The sequence below is a fragment of the Rhizobium sp. YTUHZ044 genome (assembly GCF_051123975.1).
Classification (GTDB): Bacteria; Pseudomonadota; Alphaproteobacteria; order Rhizobiales; family Rhizobiaceae; genus Rhizobium.
Genome location: NZ_CP101430.1, coordinates 1 through 22,846, shown reverse-complemented (window position 1 = coordinate 22,846; position 22,846 = coordinate 1). Strand labels below are relative to the sequence as shown.

The following is a 22,846-nucleotide window of genomic DNA, read 5'->3' as shown; positions in this document are numbered from 1 at the left end:
ACGCGCTCCCTCAAACGCCCGCAGGATTGGCGACGTCCTGCCCCAGGTCTTTCAGATCCTGGTAGCGGTCGCCAATGCGGTGATGCGGACGTCCGCCCACCGAAGCGCCGAGAGCCACGACAATCTCGTCGGCGGCAGGCGCGTCGGGGATCGACGTCTGGATGGTCAAATAATGCGAGCGGCGGCCTTCGTCATTCTTGTCCATCAGCGGGATCATGATCGGCGCGTTGGCAGGGCCGCGGGTATTGCAGAAGGCGAGATAGGACTTGGCGCCGACGGCCTGGCGATAGAAATTGCCGAAACGCAGCGTGTGGATGAGCGCGGACGCATGTTCGATTTCGCCATCCAGGCCGACGAGGGCCGACTTTCCATAGGCTTCGACAGCCTCACCCGATCCGACGGCATCGATGATCATCTTGGTCAACAATTCGCCAAGCACCGGCGCGCCCGCATGAATTTCGGGTTTGAGATCTTCGACGAAGCCCTGCCCTGCCCAGGGGTTCTTCACGACAGCGTAGGCCGAAAACAGCTTCAGCGGCACGGCCGCGGCCTTGCCGCCTTCGATCAGCGTCGTTTCGATCTGCAGTCCCGTCTTGCGAATTTGAATGGCCATCGAATACCTCAATCTCGTTTAGTTTGTATTATGGTATACCATAGTATCGGACTGTCAAGTTCGCTGTGCGCGCGGCCTCGACAGAGACAAGCGCCTTTCAGGATATTCGCAAAAAACAATAGATTACCGCTTCGCCAGCCTTATCCCCATAGGCCACCAAGGCATTTACTTGGCTGACAACTTCGGGCCGCACTAACGTCGCTTAGTCCCAATGATCTCTTCGTTCCTGTCAATTGTTGTCAGCTGACACAGCCCCTGCGCATGGCGGCCCACGGGCTTTGAAGGAGGCTGAAAGCCGGAAGGATCCAAGCTCATGCCAACGCCATATTATTTATTATGGCATACCATCACATCAGACAAACTGGGTGTCAAGCGGGAGTGTGGGCCCTCCGGCATCTTGACCACGTATGCTGATAGAAATCGATGATGCGAATGCTTCGCCCGCTTCCAATGGAAGCTGCGGCGGTTGCAGGGTTTACTCGGCTGACTTTTTGGCCGACAGCACCGCTTCAGCAATCGCGCTCGCGGCAGCGACATGATCCATCGCCGCCCGGTAAGCCCCCTCGCCGTCGCCGCGACGGATGGCGTCGACGATCTTCGCCATCTGCGCCGGCCCTTCAATGCCGCGCCTCTCCGTTTTAATCGTCATCGAGCGCAAGTGGTTTATGCGCACGGTGAGGAGATTGACGACACCCCAGGCAACGTGCCTGTCAACCATCGTGAACAGCGTCTGATAGAAGGAAGAGGTGTTGGTCAGCACTCCCGCCATATCGTTGTCGCGATAGCTGTTGCGTATTTCGTTCAGAGATTCTTCCAGCGCCGCGACGATCTGGGGGCTGCTGTGCTCCGCGCAGAGCCGCGCCGCCATGCCCTCGAGAGCACCGCGGATCTCATAGATCTGCTTGGCTTCCTCGATGCCGAGTTGGGCGACTATCGGTCCCTTGTTCGGCAGATTGGCGACGAGCCCTTCCGATTCCAGGTGTCTCAGAACCTCGCGCACGACAGTCCGGCTGACGCCGAGTTGGGCGCAGAGGTCACGTTCGACAAGCCGATCTCCTGGACGAAAATAGCCGTTCACGATGGCTTCCCGGACCTTGTCGAGCGCCAATTCCCGCAATGTCTTTGCAGGACGCTCGACCCTGATTGTTGCGTCCTTCAGAGCGCCGCTCATTCTGCACCTCAGTGTTGACCGGCTTCACACGCTGCGGCAGCCGAATTCGAAATCGTATTATGGCGTACCACGCACTGTAGCTGTCGGCGGCTGTCAATTCAACAAGCACCGAACCGACCACTGGGGATAGCCGGTCTATGACTCGGCCGCCGGCCGCTGCGCGACGATCTCTTCGACCACGGCTTTGGCCTGCACCCGAATGTCGGGGACGGCCGTAATTTCCCAGAATTGTCCCGCCGTCAAGGCTCCCACCGCAAACAGCCGGACAGGCGAGATCCGGGATGGCCCTATGACCTCGGAAGCGGCATCCACCTGAATGCCGAGGCCGAGAGGATCGGCGGCGATCAGCTGAGACCGGCTCATTTCCTTCAAAAGCGGTGAATGGCTGATCCCGGCGCGCTCCATTCCCGTGCAGTTGATCACCCAATCCGCCTTGATTGCGGCGAGATCGCGTGTCGCTCTGACCCTGTATCCGGCAACGAGCCTGCCCTTCTCGGCCTCGAGCGATTTCAGGAAACCGGCGTGGAATCGAACGGTTCCCTCCGAGACAAGTTGGTCGAACCTGTCGAACACGTCAGGCGCGACGCGGTGACGGTGGATGTTCCACCAGGGAAGCGCATGCCTGAGGAAACGGGCCCGTTCCTTGCTGGAAAGCCGTTGCCAGAGAGCCTGCGTTTGAGGCCTCAGGCCATCCATCACGCTCCGCCAGTCGTCGACTGACCTGCCCTTTTCCCGCAAGCACTTCAATATGCCGCTGATCGTACCGGGAAGCGCCTCAACATCGATCTTCAGAGGCGCGGGCAGTTTCCTCGCATGCCCGAGCGGCGCAAGCCCGCGGCGCGAAAGCACGTCGATCCTGCCTCTATGGCCGTGAGCGCGCAGAGCCAGAACCTGATCGATCATCGTCAGGCCGGAACCGAGGATGCAGACCGTATCGGACGATGCGACACGTCTCAGCCAGGAGAGCCGCCATGGGTTCTCGATTATCCGCGATCGCGCCGACAGTGGCACGCCAGCCGGATCGATGGGCAGGTTGGCGTTGCCGACGCCAAGGCAGAGCACCACGTTCCTGCCGGCAATCTCGTCGCCAGTGCCGAGATGGAAGGCCAGAGTGCTGTTGCAACGTTCCACGCATCCCGCTGCCTTGGCCCGGATGAAATCAACCCGACAGCGGCCGTCCCGCTTCCGAAGCAGCTGCGCGAGCGTATCCCTGACATACAGGCCGTAATCGCTGCGCGAAGCGAAATCGCCGGCCTGCAGCCTCCGTCCGCGATTTTTCAACCAGTCGACGAAGTCGTCGGGCTGATGCGGCATCAGGCTCATCCGGCCAGCGGGCACGTTGAGACGATGAAGATAGAGTTCCGTCCGGTACGCCGTCCCGCGGCCGAAGCCGGGATCGTCGCCAACGACGGCAACCGTCGCCGAAGCTGGAAGCTGCCCGATGAGATTACAGGTTACGGCTATCGCCGAAAACCCAGAACCGACCACGATAACATCGTATATCAACGCATTCTCCCTGAGGGTCTGCACCTTGGCTCCTGCCGCTCACCCGTTCCGGGGACCGCGCAAGCGGCAGAATCACGAAAACAAATGTCTCCATAGTCTATAAATATAGTTTGTTATTCCTCCCGCTAGCCCGTTCTCAACCATTACCCTTTTGAGGGTGAGATCAAGGGCCGGATGTGGCCCTGAACAAAGGGGCTCAAGATGAATTTCAGAAATTTCATTGCCGCGATCGCCGTCGGCGTCGGAACTCTTGCAACGGCTGTCGTCGCTGAAGCGGCCGACAAGAAGGTCGTCGTCGGCTATCAAACTGATGCGCTACCGTCATCGGTCGCGATCGCCAATGGTGAATTTGCCAAGACGACGGGATACGATATCGACTTCCGCAGGTTCAATTCGGGCGCTGAGATCTTTGCCGCCGTTGCCTCGGGCGATGTCCAGGTCGGCTATGTCGGCTCCAGCCCGTTCGCGGCCGCGGTATCACGCGGGCTCGAGGTCAAAGCCTTCTACTTGGCGTCCATCTCGGGGATCGACGAGGCTCTTGTCGTCCGTAACGGCTCCGGCATCGAAAGCCTGAACGATCTGAAGGGCAAGAAGCTTGCCGCCGCGCCCGTGTCGACGGATCACTATCAGCTGCTGGCGCTGATCAAATCGCTGGGCCTGACCGAAAAAGACGTCCAGGTCTTCGCCATCCCCCAGCCGGAAATCGTTGCCAGCTATAATCGCGGCGATATCGACGGCGGCTTCGTCTGGGATCCGGCGCTGACAGAGTTGAAAAAGAACGGCAAGGTCCTTGTGACCTCCAAGGACGTGGCGGACAAGGGTGCACCGACCTTTTCCGCCTGGGTTGCGACCTCGAAGTTCGCCGCCGACAATCCGGATTTCCTCAAGAGCTTCGCTTCGGTCGTCACCAAATACTACGCATCCTTCGCGGCGGACAAAGCCGCCTGGGGTCCCGACAGCGACAATGCCAAGTCACTCGCCAAGCTTCTCGGCGGAACGCCCGAGCAGCAGGCCTCGGCCCTGAAGAACCTGACGCTTCTTACGCCCGAAGTCCAGGCATCGGACGCCTGGCTCGGCGGCGGAGAAAAGGCGGGGGCCGGCAAGATCCTCAAGGACACGGCATCCTTCCTGAAGGAGCAGGGCAAGGTGTCCGGCGTGCTGGACAATTACGGCAGCTTCGTCACCGTCGACGCGCTCGCCGGCGCCACAAACTGATCCTCCCCGGCGCCGGCGCGGCTTGCCGCGCCGGCGCCTAACGCGCGAGTTCCCCTATGCTCAAAGTCGATCACGCCAGCGTTTTCTTCTCCGCCCGCGACGGGCGGACCGTTCACGCGCTCGATCGCGTGTCTTTCGATATTCCCGAACGCGGTTTTGTCGTCGCACTCGGAGCCTCGGGCTGCGGTAAGTCGACCCTTCTTAACGCGATTGCCGGCTTTCTTCCGCTTTCGGATGGCCGGATCACGCTCGATGGCCGCAGCGTCGAACGTCCGGGCGCCGACCGCGGCGTCGTCTTCCAGAAGGACTCGCTGCTGCCTTGGAAGTCAGTCGTCGACAATGTCGCGCTCGGGCTAAAATTCGTCGGCGTAGGCCGGAAGGAGCGGCAAGCGCAGGCGCTGGAGCTGCTCCGGCTCGTCGGTCTCCACGAGTTCGCCAGCGCCTTTCCCTACGAATTGTCGGGCGGCATGCGTCAGCGCGTCGGCATCGCGCGGGCTCTGGCCACCAATCCCGATATCCTGCTGATGGACGAACCGTTCGGCGCGCTCGACAGCTTGACGCGCGAGCAGATGCAGGAATTGCTGGTTTCCGTCTGGAACAAGACGGCAAAGAAAGTTTTCTTCATCACCCATTCGATCGAAGAGGCTCTGTTCCTCGGCACGCAGGTGCTCGTCATGTCGCCTCGGCCGGGGCGCGTCGTCGCCCGCTTCGACCTCGACTTCGTCACACGCTTTGCCGAAACAGGAGATGCCCGCTCGATCAAGGCCTCGCCAGAATTTGCCGAGTTGCGCCAGCAGATACGCGCCATTCTCCACAGCAACGAAGATTTGAGGAGCGTCGCATGAGCGATATAACACAGGCTCCGCCGATTGCGGCTCACACCGAGGATCGCCAGGTCAAGCTGGTAAAAATGGCCGCCTTCGGCGCAGGCGAGAAATCGACGGTGGCCATCAGCGTCGCCACGGCCCTCGCCATATTGCTGCTGTGGTGGTTCGTCGCCGCGCTAGGCGTCGTTCCGCACCTGTTTCTGCCGCGCCCGGACGAGGTGCTGACGCAGATCGGCGTCATCTATCATGACGGTTATGCCGGGGCATCGCTCTTCGAGCATGTCTCCGCGAGCCTGTTTCGCATCGTCCTCGCCGCCCTCATCGCAATCTCCGCCGGCATTCCGCTCGGCTTGCTCATGGGGCTTAACCGCTGGGCAAAAGGCGTGCTCGACGCGCCGATCGAATTCTACTGGCCGCTTCCGCCTCTTTCCTACCTGCCGCTGATGATCATCTGGCTCGGCATCGGAGAGACGTCGAAGATCACGCTCCTGGTGCTTGCGATGTTCGCACCGATCTGCCTCTCGGCTCAGGCCGGCGTTCGGTCGTTGCCGATCGAGCGCGTCAATGCCGCCCGTTCGCTCGGAGCAAGCCGGCTGCAACTCTTCCTGGACATTGTCCTGCCCTCGGCCCTGCCCGAGATCCTCACCGGCATCCGCATCGCGCTCGGAGTCGGCTGGAGCACGCTGGTTGCGGCCGAACTGATCGCCTCCACCCGCGGCATCGGCTTCATGATCATGTCGGCTTCGCAGTTCCTGGCAACTGACGTCGTGTTTGTCGGCATCGCCATCATCGCGATCTGCGCCTTCACATTTTCGGCCGCCATCCGCTTCCTCGAGGCCTTCCTCGTTCCGTGGAAAGGCAAGCTTTGAGCGGGCAATTCAGCGGCTCCTTCAATTTACGACGCGGAGAGTCAGGGAGTTAGCAGCATTCTTTGTGCGTCCGAAAAGACGCACGGCGCGCTCAGTCTCAATGCACCGTAAACCTGGCCGCATCGGTTCGACGACGCTCCAGGCTGCGTATCAGCATCGCCGCCTCCCTCACAATCGCCGAGAATGTCGCATCGTCGGCCTCGGCGATCCTTGTGGTCATGTCGCGGATGATCGTCGTCAGATGGAGGAGTGACTGGCGGCTGTGCGCATCTTCCGGTCCAACCTGGCTATCGGTCATGCGAAGGAGCGCATGCACCAGCCGCTCCATCGTCTGCCGGCGCCTGCTTCTCGGGTCGGCATTGGGATCTTCGCTCAGGCGCAGGAGATCGGCGACGATATCGGACATTCCGGCTCCATTCACATCGCAAAGGCCGGCGACGCGGAAGCGATATTATGTCGACCCCGCGCCTGCGTCTTCAAGCCTTCCAGCAGCCGGTAACCGTTGCGCCAACGGCCGAAGCCGCTCGCGATGTTGATATGTCCGGCAAGGCCGATATTCCTGGTCTCGGCGTTCCACAGGCGGCCGAACAGGGTCAACCGGTCGACGGCCATGTAAGCATCATTCATGCTGCCGATGACGACGGAAGGAAAAGGCAAAGGCGCTGTCGGCATCTCGCCGAACGAGATATGCCCCGGATGCAGAATTTCCGTGACCGCCAAGTCGCATGGCGCAACAAGCAAGGCCCCTTTCACGCGGCGCGCCGCGCTCCGTCCGGCGAGCCGGGCGGCCAGCAGGCATCCGAGACTATGGGCAACGAGATAGGCCTCGCCAGCCTCTTCGAGCGCACTTTCCAGTCGAAGCAGCCAGCGGTCAAGGTTCGGATGGTCCCAATCGTCCTGGGTAACGCAACGACTGCCCGGCTGGTCCTGCAGCCAGTGCTGTTGCCAATGTCCTTCAGCCGAACCGAACAGGCCGGGAAGAATGAGCACATCACTCATCGAATCAACCCGATCACCAGCGCGAACAGAAATGTGAATGAGCCCGCTATCGTGCAGACCCCGGCCGCATGCCGGAATCGCGACATAAGGCTTCCCGTTGCTCTTACAGCAGCGTGCCGGCGGAGGCCGGTCTCGATGACGATTGCCATCATACCACCTCCTCAATACCAATGGCCGGGTGTAGCGCCCCAATAATGAAGTTCGTATTCGCGTGCAGACCGGTCGCGCTCTTCGTCGCGGATGAGCAATTCGTTTTGAAACTTTCGCGCTGGCTTCGGATCAAGGAAGCGGCCGATCGCGAGCTTCAGCCAGAAGTGGAAATCAAACTTCATGCGAATCTCCTGTCTGGAACTGATGTTCTCGGGCGAAAGCGCATCGCATCAAATCGGATTTATGCGGAGCGCCTTTGATGTCGTAATGCCAAAACCGCTGCGCACTTGTGGGCGAACTGCATCAGGAAATCAGCGAATGACGTCGCGCGTTGGCGAGAAGATCGCCAAGCGGTGCGCTCGGTCCATAGAGCATCAGCAGACGGTTCTCTTCCCGCTTGGCGAGGCGATAGCGCCGAGCGAATTCGAAGACACTCCACATCTGCTCGCCCGCTTCGGGCCTTTCCGCATCGTCCGGCGCCGCCTTCTGAGATCGGAGCATGGCGGCCACCCTATTCGGCCGCCGCCAGTGCCGGCTTTACCTCGGGGAAGAAAGCCGCCAATTCCCCGACCACTTCGCCGATGCGGTTCGAAAGCGCATCCGACGACACCCCGTAGTCGATAAAATCGCGATCGGAGGCGTAGACGGCCGTCGGCAGCGTATGGGCCATGAAAAACCCGAACAGCGGTCGAAGCTGATGCTCGACCATCAGCGCATGCCGGTCGCCGCCGCCGGTCGCCGTGATGATGATCGGCTTCGCCCGCAATTCGTGCGGGTCGATCAGATCGATGAGGTGCTTGAAGTGGCCGGGATAGGAGCCTTTGTAGGTCGGCGAGCCGATAATCAGGGCATCGGCATGCACGATCTCGTCGAGGACGCGCCTCGCCTGCTCATCGAGGTCTTTGCGCCATAAGGAGCTTCCCAGTGAGGGACCGACATCATTGAGATCATAGGTCTTGCTCGTAAAGCCGTATCGATCACTTGCGCGTTCGGCGACATACCGGACGAGGGCCAGTGTCTTCGATGGACGATTGAAGCTGCCAGCAATGCCGACGAGTTTGAAACCTGACATCAGTTTTCCTCTCTGTGATTGCTTCAACTATTGTCTATAAAATTGATAGATTAAAGGAATGGGCGTCTCTCCTTGCTCGCCGGGGTGAAAAAATATTCGTCTTCGCCCGGTTGATTGCGCCTAAGGCCTGTCGCCGCGCAGATGACGTTCGAGGAAGGGCAGATTGTCCTGTCCCCAGTAGATCTCGCCGTCATGGACGTAGGTCGGAAAGCCGAAGACGCCGCTGTCGCGCGCATGCACGCGGTCGGCCGACCATTTGTTCTGAACATCGTCGTCGGCTTGGCGCCTGAGCAGTGCGGCGCCGTCGAAACCGGCGGCGTTCACGATCGCCTCCCGCACATCCGCCTTGCCTATATCCTTCGCCTCGCTCCAGAAGGCATGCTGCAGAGCACGGGCCACGCCGACCCAATCCTGCCCGTCGAGATAGGCGGCGATCACGAAGAGGGACGCCGGTGTTGGGTCGCTGAGCTCGGGGCGGTGCTCGAGCCACAGTTGCTTGCCGCGCACACGGGCCCAGCGTTTGAGATCCCGAATCCAGTAGGCGCGGCGGATTTCCGGGCGGTTGCGCGAAAAAATGCCGCCGTTTTCTTCGACCACTGTCGTCAAATAGGGCGTGATGAGGACGTCGTTCTGCGCCGCCAGCTCGGTAAAGGCGTTGAATCCAATGTATGACCAGGGCGAGCCGATCGAAAAGAAATATTCTACCGTTTTGGTCACTGATGAATGTTCCTCGTAAAGTGAATGTTCAGCCATCGAATGGCGCAGATCGTCGGTCTGGCGAGATTTAGGAAGCGGCCCGAGTTCCGGATTGCGCTTTCCATCCGAGCTCGGGTGCGATTGTTGCCACGAAGTCGTGGAGGATTTGGCGATATTGCTCGTGCTCGAATTCGTAAGGAAGTTCCAGCCTCAGCTCGCTGACTTCGGGCAGGATCGGATCGGAAAAAAGCCGCTCCAATATCTCCTCCGACGTGCCAACGATATCGCGGGCGAACAAGGTACGCCGCTCGCCCTGCGGCGAAAGCGTCCGCTCGTGCCGGCCATCGGTATAATCGCGGTAGCGGCGGCGCGTTGCCGCATCGGCGCTGTCGAGAGGCACGATAACGCGGCCGAGTGCGATCCGGCGCGCGGTTCCGCAGGCACGATAAGTATCGATCAGCCGGGACTGGGCGACGAAGAAGTCATCCGTCCCCTCCCCGGTTATCACATTCCCCGTCAAGAGGTTGAAACCGTTGTGGCCGGCCCATTCGGCCGAATGCTGCGACCCGCCGCCATACCAGATGCGGTCGACCAGGCCCCTGGCAAAGGGCTGCAGACGCGGCCGCTGCGGACCAAAGGGCGTCTTGATGAAGGTCTGCTCGTCGCCGAGATAGCTGCCGCGCAGATTGTCGGCAAAGCGCAGCACCCGCGCGTGCGACAAATCATAGCTCGTCCAGTCTCCGTCGAAGGCCAGCGGGCCAATCAGCTCGGCATGCAGCGGCCGGCCGGCGCTGACGCCGATGTTCAGCCGCCCGCGCGAGAGAACATCGACTGTGGCAAGGTCTTCGGCCAGCCGGTAGGGGCTTTCATAACCGATCGGAATGACCGCGGTTCCGAGCTCGATCCGGCTGGTGCGCTGCGTCGCCGCCGCCAGGAAGGCGCTGGCCGAAGAAATCCCCGGCTCCAGATGCCGCTGGCGGACCCAGGCGCTGTCGAAGCCCAGTTCCTCGCCATACTGGAGTTGCTGGAGCGTCTGCTCCAATCCCGACAGCGGATCGTCATCGGGATAGTTTCCGGGCGTGAGGAAGCCGATATGGCTGATCGATATATTGCGGCCGCTCATGTCATACTTTCCGGATCAATATTTCGGCAGGCCGGGCGGATTGGTCTCTGATGCCGGTAGGGCTTCCTCGGAAAGATGCCAGTGTTCGAGTATCCGCTTGTAAGTACCATCCTCGATCAGGCCATTGGTGGCGATTGTCAGCGCGTCCGCCAGGCCGCTTCCCTTGCGGGTGGCGATCGCGACATCGGAACGATCCGGCCAGCCGGCGCTCAACGTGCCGACCCGCTTGATGTTCTTGTCACGCGCGGCGATGAAGACGAGCTGGGCATGCGGCTGGACGATGACGTCGGCCCGGCCGGAACGAAGCGCGAGAAGGCTTGCCGCCTCGTCATCGTAATATTGCAGTTCGATCGGCTTCAGGCCGGCGGCGACGTCCTCTTCGCTCCACTTCACCAGGATGCGCTCCTGGTTGGTGCCGGCGCCGACGATGATCCTGAGGCCCGCCGCGTCCTTCGGCTCCTTGATCGAGGAGATGGAGCTGTCAGATCTCACGAAGAAGCCGTGCAGGCCCTGGCGATAGGTGGAGAAATCGAACTTCTCCTTGCGCTGCTCGGTGACGCCGACATTGGAGATGACGGCATCGTATTTGCCCGAAGTCAGACCGAGCGGCCAGTCGATCCAGGCGACCGGAACGATCTCCAGCGTCAGGCCAAGACTGTCGGCGACGGCATAGGCATAATCGGGATCGGCCCCGACCACTGTCTTGGCGTCGGTGGCATAGGTGGCAAGCGGAGGCCCGCTGGGGCTGACGGCGATGGTGAACTTGCCAGGTGTAACGAACTTGAAATCCTTCGGGATCGCAGCGATCGCCGCATCGTTCCTGGCGGCATGAAGCCGGCCCGGCTGCTGCGGGCTGAGGTCGAATTCCCCTGCCGCTTGGGCTGCACCGAAGCCGGTTAAGGCAGCCGTCAGCGCTGCGTAGAAGAAGGTGCGGATCGCGGGAAAGGTCGTCACGGTCGATATGTCTCCGTTTGCATCGAAAAGCAGGAGACGGACCGGCCCACATGCCGGTCCGTCAAGTGAACGTTATGAACCGCTCTTCGGCAGGCCGGGCGGGTTGGTCTGCGCCTTGTCGATCGCCTCGGGGCCGAGATTCCAGGCATCGAGGATTTTCTTATAGGCGCCGCTGGCGATTAGATCATTGACGACATTGGTCACGGGTGCGGCAAGTCCGCTGCCCTTGCGTGTGGTGACGGCAATCTCGGCGGTGATCGGCCAACCGCCGCTGACCGTGCCGACGAGCTTGGTCTTGCCGTTGATCCCCGCTGAATAGGCCTGCGTCGCGTTGACGCTGAAGACGGCGTCGGCCCTGCCAGACTGGACGGCAAGATCCTTGACCGCGTCATCGTCGTAATATTGCACCTCGATCGGCTTCAGGCCGGCCGCGACATTCTGCCGATCCCATTCCAGCAGGATCTTCTCCTGGTTGGTGCCGGCATCGGTGATGACCTTCAGACCGGCAATATCCTTAGGCTGCTTGATCGAGCTGATCGGATTATCGGCCCTGACGTAGAAACCGAGCTCATCCTTGCGGTAGGTCGAGAAATCGAATTTCTCCTTGCGCTCTTCCGTGACCGTCACGTTCGAGATTACCGCGTCGAACTTGCCGGAGGTGAGCCCGAGCGGCCAATCGGCCCATGCGACAGACACGAGGTTAAGCTTCAGGCCAAGGCTGTCGGCAATCGCCTGCGCGAGATCGACGTCATAGCCGATGACGGTCTTGGAATCGGAGGCGTAGTCGTGCAGCGGCAGATTGCCGCTTGTGCTGATGCCGACAGTGAAGACGCCCTTTTCGACGAACTTGAAGTCCTTGATTTCGGCGATGCGCTTCTCGTTCTTTTCCACCCGCAGCCGGTTCGGCTGTTCGGGACTGAGATCGAACTTCTGCTGCGCCTGAGCGGAACCGAAAACGACCGCCGCAATAGTGACGGCTCCCGCTATCAGAAGCCTTGCTCTATTTGTAAATGTCATGCCCCTTCTCCACTTCATCTTAAGGTTGTGATTGTTGTCATTCGACCGGAGCAGCCCGTCGCGGCCCGGCATTTCACCAGCGTTGTCGGCGCTAGAGAACCTTGGCGAGGAATTCGCGTGTTCGAGGATGTTCCGCTTGCGTAAAGATCCGGGCCGGAGGGCCAGCCTCCAGGATACGGCCGCTTTCCATGAAGACGACGGTGTCGGCGACCTCGCGGGCGAAACCGATTTCATGGGTGACGATGACGAGCGTCGTGCCGGTGCGGGCCAGTTCCTTGATGACATCGAGCACTTCGCCGACGAGTTCCGGATCGAGCGCGGAAGTCGGCTCATCGAAGAGCAGAACCTTGGGGCGGAGCGCCAGCGCCCGGGCGATCGCCACGCGCTGCTGCTGGCCACCGGAGAGCTGGCGCGGATAGGCGTTGATCTTGTCGCTGAGGCCGATACGGGCGAGGAGTTCCCGCGCCAATTGCACGGCTTCCTCGCGGCCGATGCCGCGAACCTGGATCGGTGCCTCGATGAGGTTTTCGAGAACGGTCAGATGCGGGAAGAGGTTGAAGCTCTGGAAAACCATGCCGATATCGGCGCGGCGCTTGAGGATATCCTTTTCCTTGAGCTCATAGAGCGTATCTCCTTTCCTGCTGTAGCCGACGAAGTCGCCGTCGACGGAGATGAAGCCCTCGTCGACACGTTCCAGATGGTTGATAGAGCGCAGCAGAGTCGATTTTCCCGAACCGGAAGGGCCCAGGAGGGCCGTCACGCTGCCCGCCGCCAGGTTGAGCTCGACACCATCGAGCACCTTCAACGATCCGAAACTTTTGGAGATAGCGTGGATGCGCACCGCACCGCCTGTCCGCAGTGCCGTCGAGTCATGGAACCCGAGATTGCGTGCTCTGTCGGTCGTATTATCGAGGGCCGGCAGCGGACGGCGGAAGCGCTCCAGGAATGCCTGGAAGGGCAGCGGCGTCGGATTGCGCACGGCGCCCCTGGAGAAATAGCGCTCGATATAGTGCTGGGCGACCGAGAGCACGGTCATGATGATCAGATACCAGACCGTCGCGACCATCAGCAGCGGAATGACTTCGAGATTGCGGCGGTAGATGACCTGGACCGTGTAAAAGAGCTCCGGCAGCGCCAGCACGTAAACCATGGATGTGCTTTTTGCCAATCCGATGAGCTCGTTGAAACCGGTCGGCAGGATGGAGCGCATGGCCTGTGGTAGCACGATGCGGAAAGCCTGGCGGCGGCGCGGCAGACCGAGCGCGGCTGCGGCCTCCAGCTGCCCATGATCCACCGACAGAATGCCGCCGCGGACGATCTCGGCGAAAAACGCCGACTGGTTGAGCGTGAGGCCAAGGTACGCAGCGGCAAAAGGCGTCAGCAGTTGCACGGTGGGATAGCTGAACAAGACAGTGTCGGTGAAGGGAACCCCAATCCTGATCGTTTCGTAGAGGTAGCCGAGATTGTTCAAGATCAAGAGCAGCACGATCATGGGGATCGAGCGCAGCAGCCAGATATAGCCCCAGGAAAGGCCTGATAGCAGCGGCGACTTGGAAACACGGGCGAGCGCCAGAGCCGTTCCGAGGATGGAGCCGGAAACGGCGGCGAGCGCAGTCAGGATCAATGTCCTGCCAAGGCCGACGAGCACTGGTTCGGCAAAGAACCATTCGGCAAAGACGCCCCAACCCCAACGCGGATTGGTGAAGGTGGAATAGAGCACCGCGACGATGACGACAGCGGCGAATATCGTACCCGCCAGCCGCTCGGGATGGCGGGCCGGCACGATGCGGTAACGGGAAGTGTCCTGCCTCGGTTCTGCCGTCCCGCTGGCGGGCTCGAGGCCTGCAAAATCCGTCGTCAGTGCCATTGTTGTTTCCCTTTTATGATTGTCGGTCTGCCGTTTCAGAGACTTGCGCCGGCCACCTTCAGGCGCGGTTCGCTTTCGAAAGCCGGCGCAGCGAGATGGGTGATGTCCTTTTCGAAGGGCAGGCTCTTGTAGATCTCGGGGTCGGCAGCCGTGTCGAAGAGCGCGGTGTAGCCATAATTCAGATAAAGGCCGACGGCCTCCGGTTGGCGGAAACCGGTCGTCAGATAGATCCTGCCATAACCTTGGCGCGCGGCCTGGGCTTCCAGCTCCACCAAAACCTTGCGCGCGAGGCCCTGGCGGCGCAGATCGGAGCGCGTCCAGATGCGTTTGAACTCGGCCGTGCGATCGTCATAGTGCTTGAAGGCGCCGCCGCCGATGGTTTCACCATTCCGGATCAACAGCAGAAAATTGCCATGAGGCGGCGCGAAGGCCTCGGGGGGATAGCGGTTGAGCTCGGCCGCTGCACCCTCGGCGTTGAAATAATTGCCGTAGCGGCTGTCATATTCGTAGATCAGCTCATCGATCAGCGGCTTGGCGCGGGGATCGAGAGGGGTCGTATAGAGAAACGAATCGCTCATATCGTTCATCACCCGTTGTCTTCAGTGAGGAAGGTTTCCGCGAGGCGCACCCAATAGCGGGCGGCCGGCGCGATGATCGCGTCGTTGAAATCGTAATGGGCGCTGTGGAGAGGAGCGCTGTCGCCATTGCCGACGAAGAGATAGCTGCCGGGATTGGCCTGCAGCATGAAGGCGAAATCCTCGCTTGCGGTTCTCGGCCGGAAATCCTTCTCGATCGCGGCAAGACCGAGCGCGTCATAGGCGACGTCGCGGGCAAAGGCCGTTTCTTTTGCGTGATTAATGAGCGCCGGAAAACCGAGCCGGTAGTTCACGTCAGCCTCGGCGCCGAAGCTTTCGGCCTGGGCGCGGGCAAGGGCCGGAATGCGCTCCTGCAGCAGCTGGCGGACCGTCTCGCTGAAGGCCCGCATGGTGAGCTTCATCTCCACGCTTTCCGGGATAACGTTCGAGGCGGATCCGGCATGGATCGAGCCGACGGTGGCGACCGCCATGTCCTGCGGATCGACATTCCGCGAGACGACGCTCTGGAGCGCGGTGATGAAGGAGGCCGACGCCAGCACCGGGTCGACGGCGCGGTGCGGCTCGGCGCCATGGCCGCCCTTGCCGATGATCCTGACGACCGCCTGGTCGACCGACGCCATGGCGGGGCCGGTGACAAAGCCGAACTGACCTGCCGCGACACCGGGCCAGTTGTGCAACCCGAACACCGCATCGACGGGAAAACGTTCGAACAACCCTTCCGAAATCATCTTTCGGGCGCCCGCGCCGATCTCTTCCGCCGGCTGGAAGATCAGCCGGAGCGTGCCGTTGAAAGTGCCGCTCTCTGCGAGATAGCGGGCAGCCGCCAGCAGGATGGACGTGTGCCCGTCATGGCCGCAGGCATGCATGACGCCGGGGTTGCTGCTGGCATAGCCAAGGTCGGTCGCCTCCTCGATCGGCAGCGCGTCCATATCGGCCCGGATGCCAAGGCGCCTCTTGCCTTCGCCGCGCCTGAGGGTGGCGACGATGCCGGTGCCGGCAATGCCCGTCGCCACCTCATAGCCCCAGGAGGAAAGGCGGGATGCCACGAGCTTGCTGGTCCTCAGCTCCTGGAACGCCAGCTCGGGATATTGGTGCAGATCATGGCGCAGCGCGATGATTTCATCGAGATAGCAGGCGATGCCCTTCTCGACCGGATCGTTGCTGCACGGGTTCTGAGCGATGACGTCCATGGCGGTTCGCCGGCGCCTCAGGCGCCGACAGCCTTTCCGCGTTCGAGCTCATCCGTAGCGGTCGCATAGCGGCTTTCGCGGAAGGGCAGGCCCAGATGGTCGCGCAGCGTCTCGCCCTTCAGGACGGGATCGAAATAGCCGCGCTCGGTGAGGATCGGCAGGACATATCGGGCGAAATCGTCGAAGCCCTCGGCAATGACGGGAAAGCCGAGGATGAAGCCGTCGGCGGCGCCATGATCCACCCAGCGGATGATCTCGTCGGCGATATGCTCGGCAGTGCCGATGAAGGCAGTGCGCGGCGTTGCTGAATCGAGCGCGACCTGGCGCAGCGTCAGCCCTTTTTCCCGTGCTGTCCTTTTGATGCGATCGGTGGTGGCGCGGAAATTGTTCCTGCCGATATCGCCCAGTTCAGGGAACTGATCGTCGAGCGGGTAGACGCTGAAATCATGATGATCGAAGAAGCGGCCGAGGTAGAGGAGCGCCTCTTCGATCGTGACGAGATTGCGGATCGCCTGGTACTTGGCTTCCGCCTCCTCGGGCGTCGCTCCGACGATCGGCCCGGTGCCTGGATAGATACCGACTTCCGCGGCACTGCGGCCATGCGCAATCACGCTGTCCTTGAGCTGCCGGTAGAAGGTCTGCGCCTCATCGAACGGCCCGCCATTGGTGAAGACGGCATCGGCATGTTTGCCGGCAAGCCGGATACCGGAATCCGAAGCACCGGCCTGAAAGACGACGGGCTGGCCCTGCTTCGAACGGCCGATGTTGAGCGGCCCCTCGATGCGGAAAAAACGGCCCTTATGGTTGAGCCGATGCATCTTCGTCTTATCGACAAAGACGCCAGTCTCGCGATTGCGCACGAAAGCATCGTCGTCCCAGGAATCCCAGAGGCCTTTGATCGCTTCGATATAATCCTCGGCGATCTCGTAGCGCAGCTCGTGCTCGGGATGTTCGCGGCTGTAATTGCGCCCCGAGCCTTCGAGCGGCGAGGTCACCGCATTCCACCCTGCCCTGCCGCCGCTGATGAGATCGATCGAGGCGAACTGGCGGGCGATGGTGAAGGGATCGCTGTAGGAGGTCGAGACCGTGCCGACAAGCCCGATCTTCGAGGTGGAGGCTGCCAGCGCCGAGAGAATGGCGATCGGCTCGAACCGGTTGAGGAAATGCGGGATCGAGTGTTCGTTGATATAAAGTCCGTCGGCGACGAAGGCAAAGGCGATGCCGGCAGCCTCCGCCTTGCGTGCCGTTTCGACGACGAAGTCGAAATTGACGCTGGCATCGGCTGGCCCGCTCGGATGCTTCCAGGCATTCATATGGCCGCCAGGCCCCTGCAGCATGATGCCGAACGTGACGTGTTTCTGAGTCATGGGATTCGATCCTCCTTGAAAAGGGTCAGGCGACGAGGGACAGCCGCTCGGCGGCGAGCAGCTCGATCGAGGCAAGGCGGTCGGCGGTTGAAAGCGCCGGCGTGTCGAGGACGAACTCCTTGACGCCGTACCGGCGGTGAAGCTGGTCCAGTTCCCCGCGGATCTGCTTGGCCGTGCCGTGGAGCACGCTCGGCACCTTTTCCTCGATGCGGTAGTCGGTGACGCCCGCCTGACGGGCAAATTCGGCTGCCTGCTCCTCACTGCCGACATTGACGGTCTGGCCGCTCGGCAGGAACACCTTGACGATGCGCAGACTACCGACGCGCTCGCGGGCATATTCCTCGCTTTCGGCGGCAAAGGCGGCGAGCGCCAGGATCGGGCGCTTGCCGCCGGATGCCCGCTCATAGGCCGCGAAAGTCTTGCTGAGATTGTCAGGATCGCCGTTCAGGTGGCCGGCGAAGACGAGCTGCCAGCCCTTCTCGGCAGCGAGTTCGGCGCTTTCGACACTGGCGCCGAGCAGGAAACGTTCAGGAGCCATCGGCGGAAAGGGCGTTGCCTGCGCGCCGTCGTAGTTGGGGTCGGCGGCGAGATAGGTATTGAGGTCCGAAAGTTGGCGTGCAAAATCCGGCTTCCTAGACGGATCGACGGCAAGCTGCAGAGCCCGCGTCGATAGCGGGAAACCGCCCGGCGCTTTGCCGACTCCAAGATCGACGCGGCCGGGCGCGAGCGAAGCCAGTAGATTGAAGGTCTCGGCAACCTTGTAGGCGCTATAATGCTGCAGCATGACGCCGCCGGAGCCGACGCGGATCTTGGAGGTCCTGGCGAGAAGGTAGGCGATCAACGCTTCCGGTGCGGAGCTCGCCAGGTTGGACATGTTATGGTGTTCGGCGACCCAGAATCGGTGATAACCGAGTTCCTCGGCCCGGGTGGCGATCTTCACCGTCGCCCTCAACGCGTCCACGGCGGAAAGGCCCTGTTCGATCGGGCTTTTGTCGAGAAGGCTGAGGAGGTAAGTCATGACGCCGCGATCCGCTCAATGGTTGCAAAACTTACTCTATAAAATCAGTAGACAAACTTTGTTATAAGAAATGACATTCTCTTTCGCAGCCACTGAGGGGAAAAAAGCAGGCGCGCCTGAACGCTCCGATGGCGTGCTGGGATCGCCGGTTGAGCTCTTCCAATCGACCATTTGATGATCTATATTTTGGTCGAAAGGGAGTAATCGCATGAAGCTGTCAGAACGGGTCAAGCCGATCAGCTATCTCAAGGCGCACGCGCCCGAAATCATCCGGACGCTGAAGGACAACCCGCAGCCTGTCGTCATAACCCTTCACGGCGAGGCAAAGGCGATCCTTCAGGATGTCGGCCAGTATGAAGAGACACAGGAGACCTTGGCGCTCCTGAAGGTGCTGGCGCTTACCAATCGGCAAGTCGAGGAAGGCAAGACGCGCCCCGCTGCGGAATCCTTCGCGCACATTCGCAAGCGTCTGGCCGACAGCCAGTCCTGATGCCTTATCGTGTTCTTTTCGCCGAAGGCGCGGAGCGCGACGTCGAGGATCTCTATCGTTTCATCGCCGGTCGCGACGGCACCGAAACGGCGGAACGCATCCTGACGGAAATCGAGAGCGCCTGTGCCGATCTCGAAGAATTCCCCGCCCGCAGAAATATCCCAAGGGAATTGGCCAGCATCGGCATCTCCGAATACCGGGAACTGCACCATAAACCCTGGCGTATGATCTACCGCATCATCGGCACCGACGTCGTCGTCTATTGCGTGGTGGACGGACGCCGCGACATGCAGGCTTTCCTCGAGCGAAGGCTTATCCGCTGAAATTCTCCACATCGTCCCTCCTCCGTTTTGACATGCTTCGCCGGCATCCACCCGACCACCGGCAGCCGCCGAGACCTATCCAGCCTTTCGGCCGGCCGGCGCATTTGCCCGCAGGAGCGCCATCAGCATCGGGCCGATCGCGAATTCTCCCTTTTCACTTCGCCGCGTCAGGTCGCGAAGATAACCGCCGGCTGAATTGATGTGGCCCCCGCGTTCCAGGATGCATGCCATCACGGTCGCAGCGTTCTCAGCGCCCATCACATTTGCCGCCTCCTCATAGGCTGACGGGCTGACGCCCAGCATCGATCGAACCGTGACGGCAGCGCTCATCAGCTCGCGCCAGTTGCCGATCACGCCATTCGGCCCATAGGCCAGGATTTCCGGGCAGGCCTGCAGGACCAGGCCAAGCGGGAAGGATTTCAGGCCGCCAGCATTATGGCGACCGCCCGGTCCCCCGCCTTGCCGTTCCTCCAGCTTGGTCATCTCGGCATCCTCGTGCTTCTTCCCTTCCGTCGTCACGACCCCTCGCCCATTGTCTTGCTCCGCCGCTGCGCCCTGCTTCGTTTCGAAGCTTGGTTCAAGTTCAGAAGTGGATTCGGGATTTGAATTCTGTATGTGACGCTCGATATAATGGGCATTGCCGCGCTGTTTTGTTGATTTAATCTGAGTTTGCAGCCGGTTAAGGATCTCCGCCCGAAGTGCCGTCAATTCATCCAGCAGCTGTTCGATCTGGGCTGTCGTCGGCGACCTCGGCAGGCCTTCGACCAAGTCCCGAAATTCCTGATACAGCCCCTGCCAATCCCCTGGCACGTCCTCCTCGACGCCCGCTTCGATCAGCTTGGCGATATCACGGCGGCAAAGGGTGACGCGTTCGCGCAAGCGCTGGACGTGCTGTCGCTCCGCCATCACCTCGGCAGCGAGCTGCTCGATCTCCTCGGCCCGGGCAAGCAGTGGCGCCAGCGAGAAGCCGAAGGCCTCGTTGACCTCCCCTGCGCTGTCCCTGCGGACATAGCGCTTGCCGTTGGGACTGTCCTTGCGCAACAGGAGCCCCGCCTCGACAAGTGCCGCAAGATGGCGCCGCACCGTCTGTTCGGCCATGCCATGCGTTCGGAGCGACAGCTGGATATTCGACGGGAAGACGATCAAGCCGTTTTCCTGGGCCAGTTCGTTCTTCGGATAAAAGCTCAACAACGCGTTGAGCACCGCAAGCGCGCGATCGGTGATGCCGAGCAACGGCTTTGCTTCGCACAGCGCGCGAAACAGTTTCCATTTGTCGACCGACTGATCAGGCTTGATCTCGCTTGCCATGACCTGGTTTGCGAGCATTCCAAGCGTCATCGACCGCCGCCCAAAGGGCGTCGTTATACTTCCGGTTTCCATATCTTCCACCTCGACGAGGCAACAGAAATCTGCTCGCCTGAACGGCGCCAAAAACTCTTGACAGCGATTCTCGGAAGTGCGATTCTCGGAGGTGTTCAAGACTACGAGGAAAGCTTCCGTGACGGTGACGTTCGGGGGCTTTTTTCTTTTGCGCGTTATCTCCTGTTCAAATTGTCAGCTGACAATCAGTTAAACTGCCTCATTTTCCGTTATTTTCCTCTTCAAATTCGGCGGCGAGACCTGCCAACCGCCGAGCCAGGAAATCAGAAAATGCCGCCGATTTAACGGTGATGCGAAAGCTCATGCCCGAGCGGCTCACCGAAGCAAGCGTCCCGCCGCTTTGCGTCCGAAGCGTCTGCTCGACCCGCTGCGGCGCGCCCTTCTCCTCCAGTGCCTTCCAGGTGACATCGAAGCGGCTATTGCTCTCCAGCGTTTGGAAAGCGGCGCCGGCGATTGCGGCCTGCACCTTCTTCCGCCCACCTGTCTCCCTGAATTTTTCGGCAAAGGCCAGCCAGCGGGGGCGCCCCACCTTGGGCGCAGGTCCAATGGCAAGGATAATCTCGGGATCGATCGTCTGCGCCACCTGCAGCAGCCGTGACGTTTCCGGTTTATCCGTCGCCAGCGCCTGGGCAATCATGTCGCGACTGAAGCCATGCTCATCCATGCGTCGCGCAAACAGCGCCCGTTCGATGAAACTCAAGTCGACACGCGGGCCGTTCTCCTGACCCTGCGCAAGGATCAACTCTTCATCCGTGAGTTTGCGCACAACGGCCTTGACGGCAACACCGGTCTCCGCGGCCGCACGCAAGCGCCGGTGGCCATAGGCGGCCTGGTAATGCCCGGCCTTTACCGGGTCCGGACGCACAAGGATCGGAACCTGCTGTCCGCTTTCCTGGATCGACTGCTTCAATCGCTCGAACTCGGGATCCTTGTCGACCGGGATGCGGTCACGAATAAAGGACATTTCGACGACAGCCGGATCGATCTCCAGCACTTTGTCGCCAGAGGCGAGGGACTCACGCAGGGCCTTGGCGGCCGCTGCTTCCTCTCCTAACCGTCCCAGCGACAGGTTCATCGCCTTGACCGCACCCGACGGCCGATGCGGCGGTGGCGCGCTTGGCGTCTCCGGCCGTGCCGGTTCGACGGCGCCAACCATGCTCTTCAGGATATCGCGACCTTTTGGGCTCATGTCCTGCTCCATGCACTGCGGATGAGTTGCTCGACCTCGGCATTGACGTTGTCGACGGATTCGACGCCGCGGTCATAGGTCTGGCGATGCATCGTCTCGCGGCCCGCCTCGTAGATCGTCTGCTTGGACAGGCCAGCGTCCGAAACCGCCGTTGACTTTACCATCATCGAGGTCAGCACGCGCTCGCCGAACAGGCTGCGCAGGAAGGCGACGATCTGCGCCTGCGGACCGTCATTGGACTCATAGCGGGTGATCAGATAACGCATCCAGTCATATTCGAGATTGCCGCCGGCCTGTTTGACGACGGCCAAAAGGTCGGAGGTCATCGTCAGGAACTGGTTCATCGACGCCACGTCGAGCATCTGTGGATGAACGGTGATCAGCACGGCAGTGGCAGCGCAGAGAGCAGACAGCGTAAGAAAGCCGAGGGTAGGGGGGCAATCGATGATGACGACGTCGTAGCTCTGCTCCAGCGAATGCAGCGCATTGCCGACCCGCATGAAGAACATGTCCTTGTCGTCGCGATTGCTGTCGGCCAGCGCCTTCGGCGTATCGTGCTCGAACTCGTGCAGTTCGAGATTGCCCGGGATGAGATCGAGACCGGGGAAATAGGTCTGGCGGACGATGTCGGCCACGTCACGGCGCGTCTCGTCATACTTGATGGCGCCGTAAAGCGTCTCGTTTTCACCGACATCGAACTCCGGCTGATATCCGAGCATCGCCGACATCGACGCCTGCGGGTCAAGGTCGACGGCGAGCACGCGATAGCCACGCAGCGCCAGGAACTGCGCCAGATGGATTGACGTTGTCGTCTTGCCGGATCCGCCCTTGAAATTGGTGACGGCGATCACCTGGAGATGATCGCCCGGCCGGCGCATCGGCAGATAGGATGGTTTGGTGCGCCCCAGATGCTGGCGCATCGCATGGATTTCTTCGAGCGAGAAGACACGGCGACCGGCGGACGTCTTTTCAGGATTGATGCTTTCCACCTGGGCAGTGAGATGACGAACATAGCTGTCGGTGACGCCGAGCAGCTTGGCGGCCTCGGTGCTGCTGAACCGCCGCAGCGACTTGCGGGCATCGGGCGAAAACAACCGCTCGAACAGCACCTGGAGCTGGCTGCTGAGCATCGTCGAGTCCTGCGCAATCGTCTCGTCGATCGAGACTTGACTCGCTCTTCTGGCTTTCTCAACTATCGCGGCCTTGGTCGGCAT

Annotated in this window: 25 protein-coding genes; 5 read left to right on the top strand and 20 right to left on the bottom strand. The window is 61.1% G+C overall.

Features of this window, described 5'->3' with window-relative positions; genetic code table 11:
• Positions 1-10: 10 nt before the first annotated feature.
• The 3 genes from NL154_RS29550 to NL154_RS29540 form a co-directional block, all read right to left on the bottom strand.
• Complete coding sequence (locus tag NL154_RS29550) at positions 11-613, bottom strand: amino acid synthesis family protein (RefSeq protein ID WP_210633224.1); 603 nt, start codon at positions 611-613, stop codon at positions 11-13.
• 475 nt (positions 614-1,088) lie between these two features.
• Positions 1,089-1,784 carry a GntR family transcriptional regulator gene (locus tag NL154_RS29545; protein WP_210633542.1) on the bottom strand — a complete coding sequence of 232 codons (696 nt, stop codon included), beginning with the start codon at positions 1,782-1,784 and terminating at the stop codon, positions 1,089-1,091.
• A 135-nt stretch (positions 1,785-1,919) separates the two neighbouring features.
• On the bottom strand, positions 1,920-3,290 hold the full coding sequence (locus NL154_RS29540) for an FAD/NAD(P)-binding protein (RefSeq protein ID WP_434734598.1): 1,371 nt from the start codon (positions 3,288-3,290) through the stop codon (positions 1,920-1,922).
• A gap of 201 nt (positions 3,291-3,491) precedes the next feature.
• On the opposite strand from NL154_RS29540, the gene tauA reads away from it, so the two are divergent.
• From tauA to NL154_RS29525, 3 genes are read left to right on the top strand one after another with little or no spacing between them, the layout of a single operon-like run.
• Complete coding sequence (gene tauA / locus NL154_RS29535; protein ID WP_210633540.1) at positions 3,492-4,505, top strand: taurine ABC transporter substrate-binding protein; 1,014 nt, start codon at positions 3,492-3,494, stop codon at positions 4,503-4,505.
• Between the two features lie 56 nt (positions 4,506-4,561).
• Positions 4,562-5,350 carry a taurine ABC transporter ATP-binding protein gene (locus NL154_RS29530; protein ID WP_434734597.1) on the top strand — a complete coding sequence of 263 codons (789 nt, stop codon included), beginning with the start codon at positions 4,562-4,564 and terminating at the stop codon, positions 5,348-5,350.
• Positions 5,347-6,201 carry an ABC transporter permease subunit gene (locus tag NL154_RS29525; RefSeq protein WP_434734596.1) on the top strand — a complete coding sequence of 285 codons (855 nt, stop codon included), beginning with the start codon at positions 5,347-5,349 and terminating at the stop codon, positions 6,199-6,201. The genes NL154_RS29530 and NL154_RS29525 overlap by 4 nt, the downstream gene beginning before the upstream one ends.
• A 97-nt stretch (positions 6,202-6,298) precedes the next feature.
• Here NL154_RS29525 and NL154_RS29520 read toward each other — a convergent pair whose 3' ends face one another.
• The 14 genes from NL154_RS29520 to NL154_RS29455 all read right to left on the bottom strand — a co-directional run bounded on the left by NL154_RS29520 (position 6,299) and on the right by NL154_RS29455 (position 18,250).
• The gene (locus NL154_RS29520) at positions 6,299-6,607 is read right to left on the bottom strand and encodes a hypothetical protein (protein WP_221164462.1); all 309 of its coding nucleotides are present in this window, start codon (positions 6,605-6,607) and stop codon (positions 6,299-6,301) included.
• 11 nt (positions 6,608-6,618) lie between these two features.
• On the bottom strand, positions 6,619-7,200 hold the full coding sequence (locus NL154_RS29515) for an RBBP9/YdeN family alpha/beta hydrolase (protein ID WP_210633536.1): 582 nt from the start codon (positions 7,198-7,200) through the stop codon (positions 6,619-6,621).
• A gap of 161 nt (positions 7,201-7,361) precedes the next feature.
• Positions 7,362-7,532 (bottom strand): hypothetical protein, encoded by a 171-nt coding sequence (locus NL154_RS29510; RefSeq protein WP_210633535.1) that lies wholly within the window; start codon positions 7,530-7,532, stop codon positions 7,362-7,364.
• A 121-nt stretch (positions 7,533-7,653) separates the two neighbouring features.
• Positions 7,654-7,851: a hypothetical protein gene (locus tag NL154_RS29505; RefSeq protein ID WP_210633534.1), complete on the bottom strand. Its 198-nt coding sequence runs from the start codon at positions 7,849-7,851 to the stop codon at positions 7,654-7,656.
• 10 nt (positions 7,852-7,861) lie between these two features.
• The gene (gene msuE / locus NL154_RS29500; RefSeq protein WP_210633533.1) at positions 7,862-8,422 is read right to left on the bottom strand and encodes an FMN reductase; all 561 of its coding nucleotides are present in this window, start codon (positions 8,420-8,422) and stop codon (positions 7,862-7,864) included.
• 120 nt (positions 8,423-8,542) lie between these two features.
• Positions 8,543-9,139, bottom strand: a complete 597-nt coding sequence (locus tag NL154_RS29495; RefSeq protein WP_210633532.1) for a 2-hydroxychromene-2-carboxylate isomerase — start codon at positions 9,137-9,139, stop codon at positions 8,543-8,545.
• Between the two features lie 67 nt (positions 9,140-9,206).
• Complete coding sequence (locus tag NL154_RS29490) at positions 9,207-10,241, bottom strand: LLM class flavin-dependent oxidoreductase (RefSeq protein ID WP_221147222.1); 1,035 nt, start codon at positions 10,239-10,241, stop codon at positions 9,207-9,209.
• A gap of 15 nt (positions 10,242-10,256) precedes the next feature.
• Positions 10,257-11,195, bottom strand: a complete 939-nt coding sequence (locus tag NL154_RS29485; RefSeq protein WP_221147223.1) for an ABC transporter substrate-binding protein — start codon at positions 11,193-11,195, stop codon at positions 10,257-10,259.
• A gap of 72 nt (positions 11,196-11,267) precedes the next feature.
• A complete protein-coding gene (locus NL154_RS29480; RefSeq protein WP_221158187.1) occupies positions 11,268-12,212 on the bottom strand; it encodes an ABC transporter substrate-binding protein in 945 nt (314 codons plus the stop codon).
• 91 nt (positions 12,213-12,303) lie between these two features.
• Positions 12,304-14,079, bottom strand: a complete 1,776-nt coding sequence (locus NL154_RS29475) for an amino acid ABC transporter permease/ATP-binding protein (RefSeq protein WP_210633528.1) — start codon at positions 14,077-14,079, stop codon at positions 12,304-12,306.
• Positions 14,080-14,114: 35 nt separating this feature from the next.
• A complete protein-coding gene (locus NL154_RS29470) occupies positions 14,115-14,669 on the bottom strand; it encodes a GNAT family N-acetyltransferase (RefSeq protein WP_210633527.1) in 555 nt (184 codons plus the stop codon).
• The gene (locus NL154_RS29465; RefSeq protein ID WP_210633526.1) at positions 14,666-15,865 is read right to left on the bottom strand and encodes a M20 aminoacylase family protein; all 1,200 of its coding nucleotides are present in this window, start codon (positions 15,863-15,865) and stop codon (positions 14,666-14,668) included. The genes NL154_RS29470 and NL154_RS29465 overlap by 4 nt, the downstream gene beginning before the upstream one ends.
• 17 nt (positions 15,866-15,882) lie before the next feature.
• Entirely contained in the window at positions 15,883-17,232 is a 1,350-nt protein-coding gene (locus NL154_RS29460) for an LLM class flavin-dependent oxidoreductase (RefSeq protein ID WP_434734595.1), read from the bottom strand.
• A gap of 25 nt (positions 17,233-17,257) precedes the next feature.
• On the bottom strand, positions 17,258-18,250 hold the full coding sequence (locus NL154_RS29455) for an LLM class flavin-dependent oxidoreductase (protein WP_210633524.1): 993 nt from the start codon (positions 18,248-18,250) through the stop codon (positions 17,258-17,260).
• 208 nt (positions 18,251-18,458) lie between these two features.
• On the opposite strand from NL154_RS29455, the gene NL154_RS29450 reads away from it, so the two are divergent.
• Together NL154_RS29450 and NL154_RS29445 are read left to right on the top strand one after the other, a co-directional pair.
• Complete coding sequence (locus tag NL154_RS29450) at positions 18,459-18,740, top strand: type II toxin-antitoxin system Phd/YefM family antitoxin (protein WP_210633523.1); 282 nt, start codon at positions 18,459-18,461, stop codon at positions 18,738-18,740.
• On the top strand, positions 18,740-19,063 hold the full coding sequence (locus NL154_RS29445) for a type II toxin-antitoxin system RelE/ParE family toxin (RefSeq protein WP_221123305.1): 324 nt from the start codon (positions 18,740-18,742) through the stop codon (positions 19,061-19,063). Before NL154_RS29450 ends, NL154_RS29445 begins: the two co-directional genes overlap by 1 nt.
• Positions 19,064-19,138: 75 nt before the next feature.
• On the opposite strand, the gene repC is transcribed toward NL154_RS29445, so the two are convergent.
• The 3 genes from repC to repA all read right to left on the bottom strand — a co-directional run bounded on the left by repC (position 19,139) and on the right by repA (position 22,846).
• Positions 19,139-20,443, bottom strand: coding sequence for a plasmid replication protein RepC (repC, locus tag NL154_RS29440; RefSeq protein WP_434734594.1), 1,305 nt, complete (start codon positions 20,441-20,443; stop codon positions 19,139-19,141).
• A gap of 199 nt (positions 20,444-20,642) precedes the next feature.
• Positions 20,643-21,632: a plasmid partitioning protein RepB gene (repB, locus tag NL154_RS29435; protein ID WP_434734593.1), complete on the bottom strand. Its 990-nt coding sequence runs from the start codon at positions 21,630-21,632 to the stop codon at positions 20,643-20,645.
• Entirely contained in the window at positions 21,629-22,846 is a 1,218-nt protein-coding gene (gene repA / locus NL154_RS29430; RefSeq protein ID WP_210633519.1) for a plasmid partitioning protein RepA, read from the bottom strand. Before repA ends, repB begins: the two co-directional genes overlap by 4 nt.

Excerpts from the sequence above, each read along its gene's own strand:
- NL154_RS29550 (WP_210633224.1), bottom strand. The coding sequence starts at position 613 with ATGGCCATTCAAATTCGCAAGACGGGACTGCAGATCGAAACGACGCTG.
- NL154_RS29545 (WP_210633542.1), bottom strand. The coding sequence starts at position 1,784 with ATGAGCGGCGCTCTGAAGGACGCAACAATCAGGGTCGAGCGTCCTGCA.
- tauA (WP_210633540.1), top strand. The coding sequence starts at position 3,492 with ATGAATTTCAGAAATTTCATTGCCGCGATCGCCGTCGGCGTCGGAACT.
- NL154_RS29530 (WP_434734597.1), top strand. The coding sequence starts at position 4,562 with ATGCTCAAAGTCGATCACGCCAGCGTTTTCTTCTCCGCCCGCGACGGG.
- NL154_RS29525 (WP_434734596.1), top strand. The coding sequence starts at position 5,347 with ATGAGCGATATAACACAGGCTCCGCCGATTGCGGCTCACACCGAGGAT.
- NL154_RS29520 (WP_221164462.1), bottom strand. The coding sequence starts at position 6,607 with ATGTCCGATATCGTCGCCGATCTCCTGCGCCTGAGCGAAGATCCCAAT.
- NL154_RS29515 (WP_210633536.1), bottom strand. The coding sequence starts at position 7,200 with ATGAGTGATGTGCTCATTCTTCCCGGCCTGTTCGGTTCGGCTGAAGGA.
- NL154_RS29510 (WP_210633535.1), bottom strand. The coding sequence starts at position 7,532 with ATGAAGTTTGATTTCCACTTCTGGCTGAAGCTCGCGATCGGCCGCTTC.
- NL154_RS29505 (WP_210633534.1), bottom strand. The coding sequence starts at position 7,851 with ATGCTCCGATCTCAGAAGGCGGCGCCGGACGATGCGGAAAGGCCCGAA.
- msuE (WP_210633533.1), bottom strand. The coding sequence starts at position 8,422 with ATGTCAGGTTTCAAACTCGTCGGCATTGCTGGCAGCTTCAATCGTCCA.
- NL154_RS29490 (WP_221147222.1), bottom strand. The coding sequence starts at position 10,241 with ATGAGCGGCCGCAATATATCGATCAGCCATATCGGCTTCCTCACGCCC.
- NL154_RS29480 (WP_221158187.1), bottom strand. The coding sequence starts at position 12,212 with ATGACATTTACAAATAGAGCAAGGCTTCTGATAGCGGGAGCCGTCACT.
- NL154_RS29475 (WP_210633528.1), bottom strand. The coding sequence starts at position 14,079 with ATGGCACTGACGACGGATTTTGCAGGCCTCGAGCCCGCCAGCGGGACG.
- NL154_RS29465 (WP_210633526.1), bottom strand. The coding sequence starts at position 15,865 with ATGGACGTCATCGCTCAGAACCCGTGCAGCAACGATCCGGTCGAGAAG.
- NL154_RS29460 (WP_434734595.1), bottom strand. The coding sequence starts at position 17,232 with ATGACTCAGAAACACGTCACGTTCGGCATCATGCTGCAGGGGCCTGGC.
- NL154_RS29455 (WP_210633524.1), bottom strand. The coding sequence starts at position 18,250 with ATGACTTACCTCCTCAGCCTTCTCGACAAAAGCCCGATCGAACAGGGC.
- NL154_RS29450 (WP_210633523.1), top strand. The coding sequence starts at position 18,459 with ATGAAGCTGTCAGAACGGGTCAAGCCGATCAGCTATCTCAAGGCGCAC.
- NL154_RS29445 (WP_221123305.1), top strand. The coding sequence starts at position 18,740 with ATGCCTTATCGTGTTCTTTTCGCCGAAGGCGCGGAGCGCGACGTCGAG.
- repC (WP_434734594.1), bottom strand. The coding sequence starts at position 20,443 with ATGGAAACCGGAAGTATAACGACGCCCTTTGGGCGGCGGTCGATGACG.
- repB (WP_434734593.1), bottom strand. The coding sequence starts at position 21,632 with ATGAGCCCAAAAGGTCGCGATATCCTGAAGAGCATGGTTGGCGCCGTC.
- repA (WP_210633519.1), bottom strand. The coding sequence starts at position 22,846 with ATGCCGACCAAGGCCGCGATAGTTGAGAAAGCCAGAAGAGCGAGTCAA.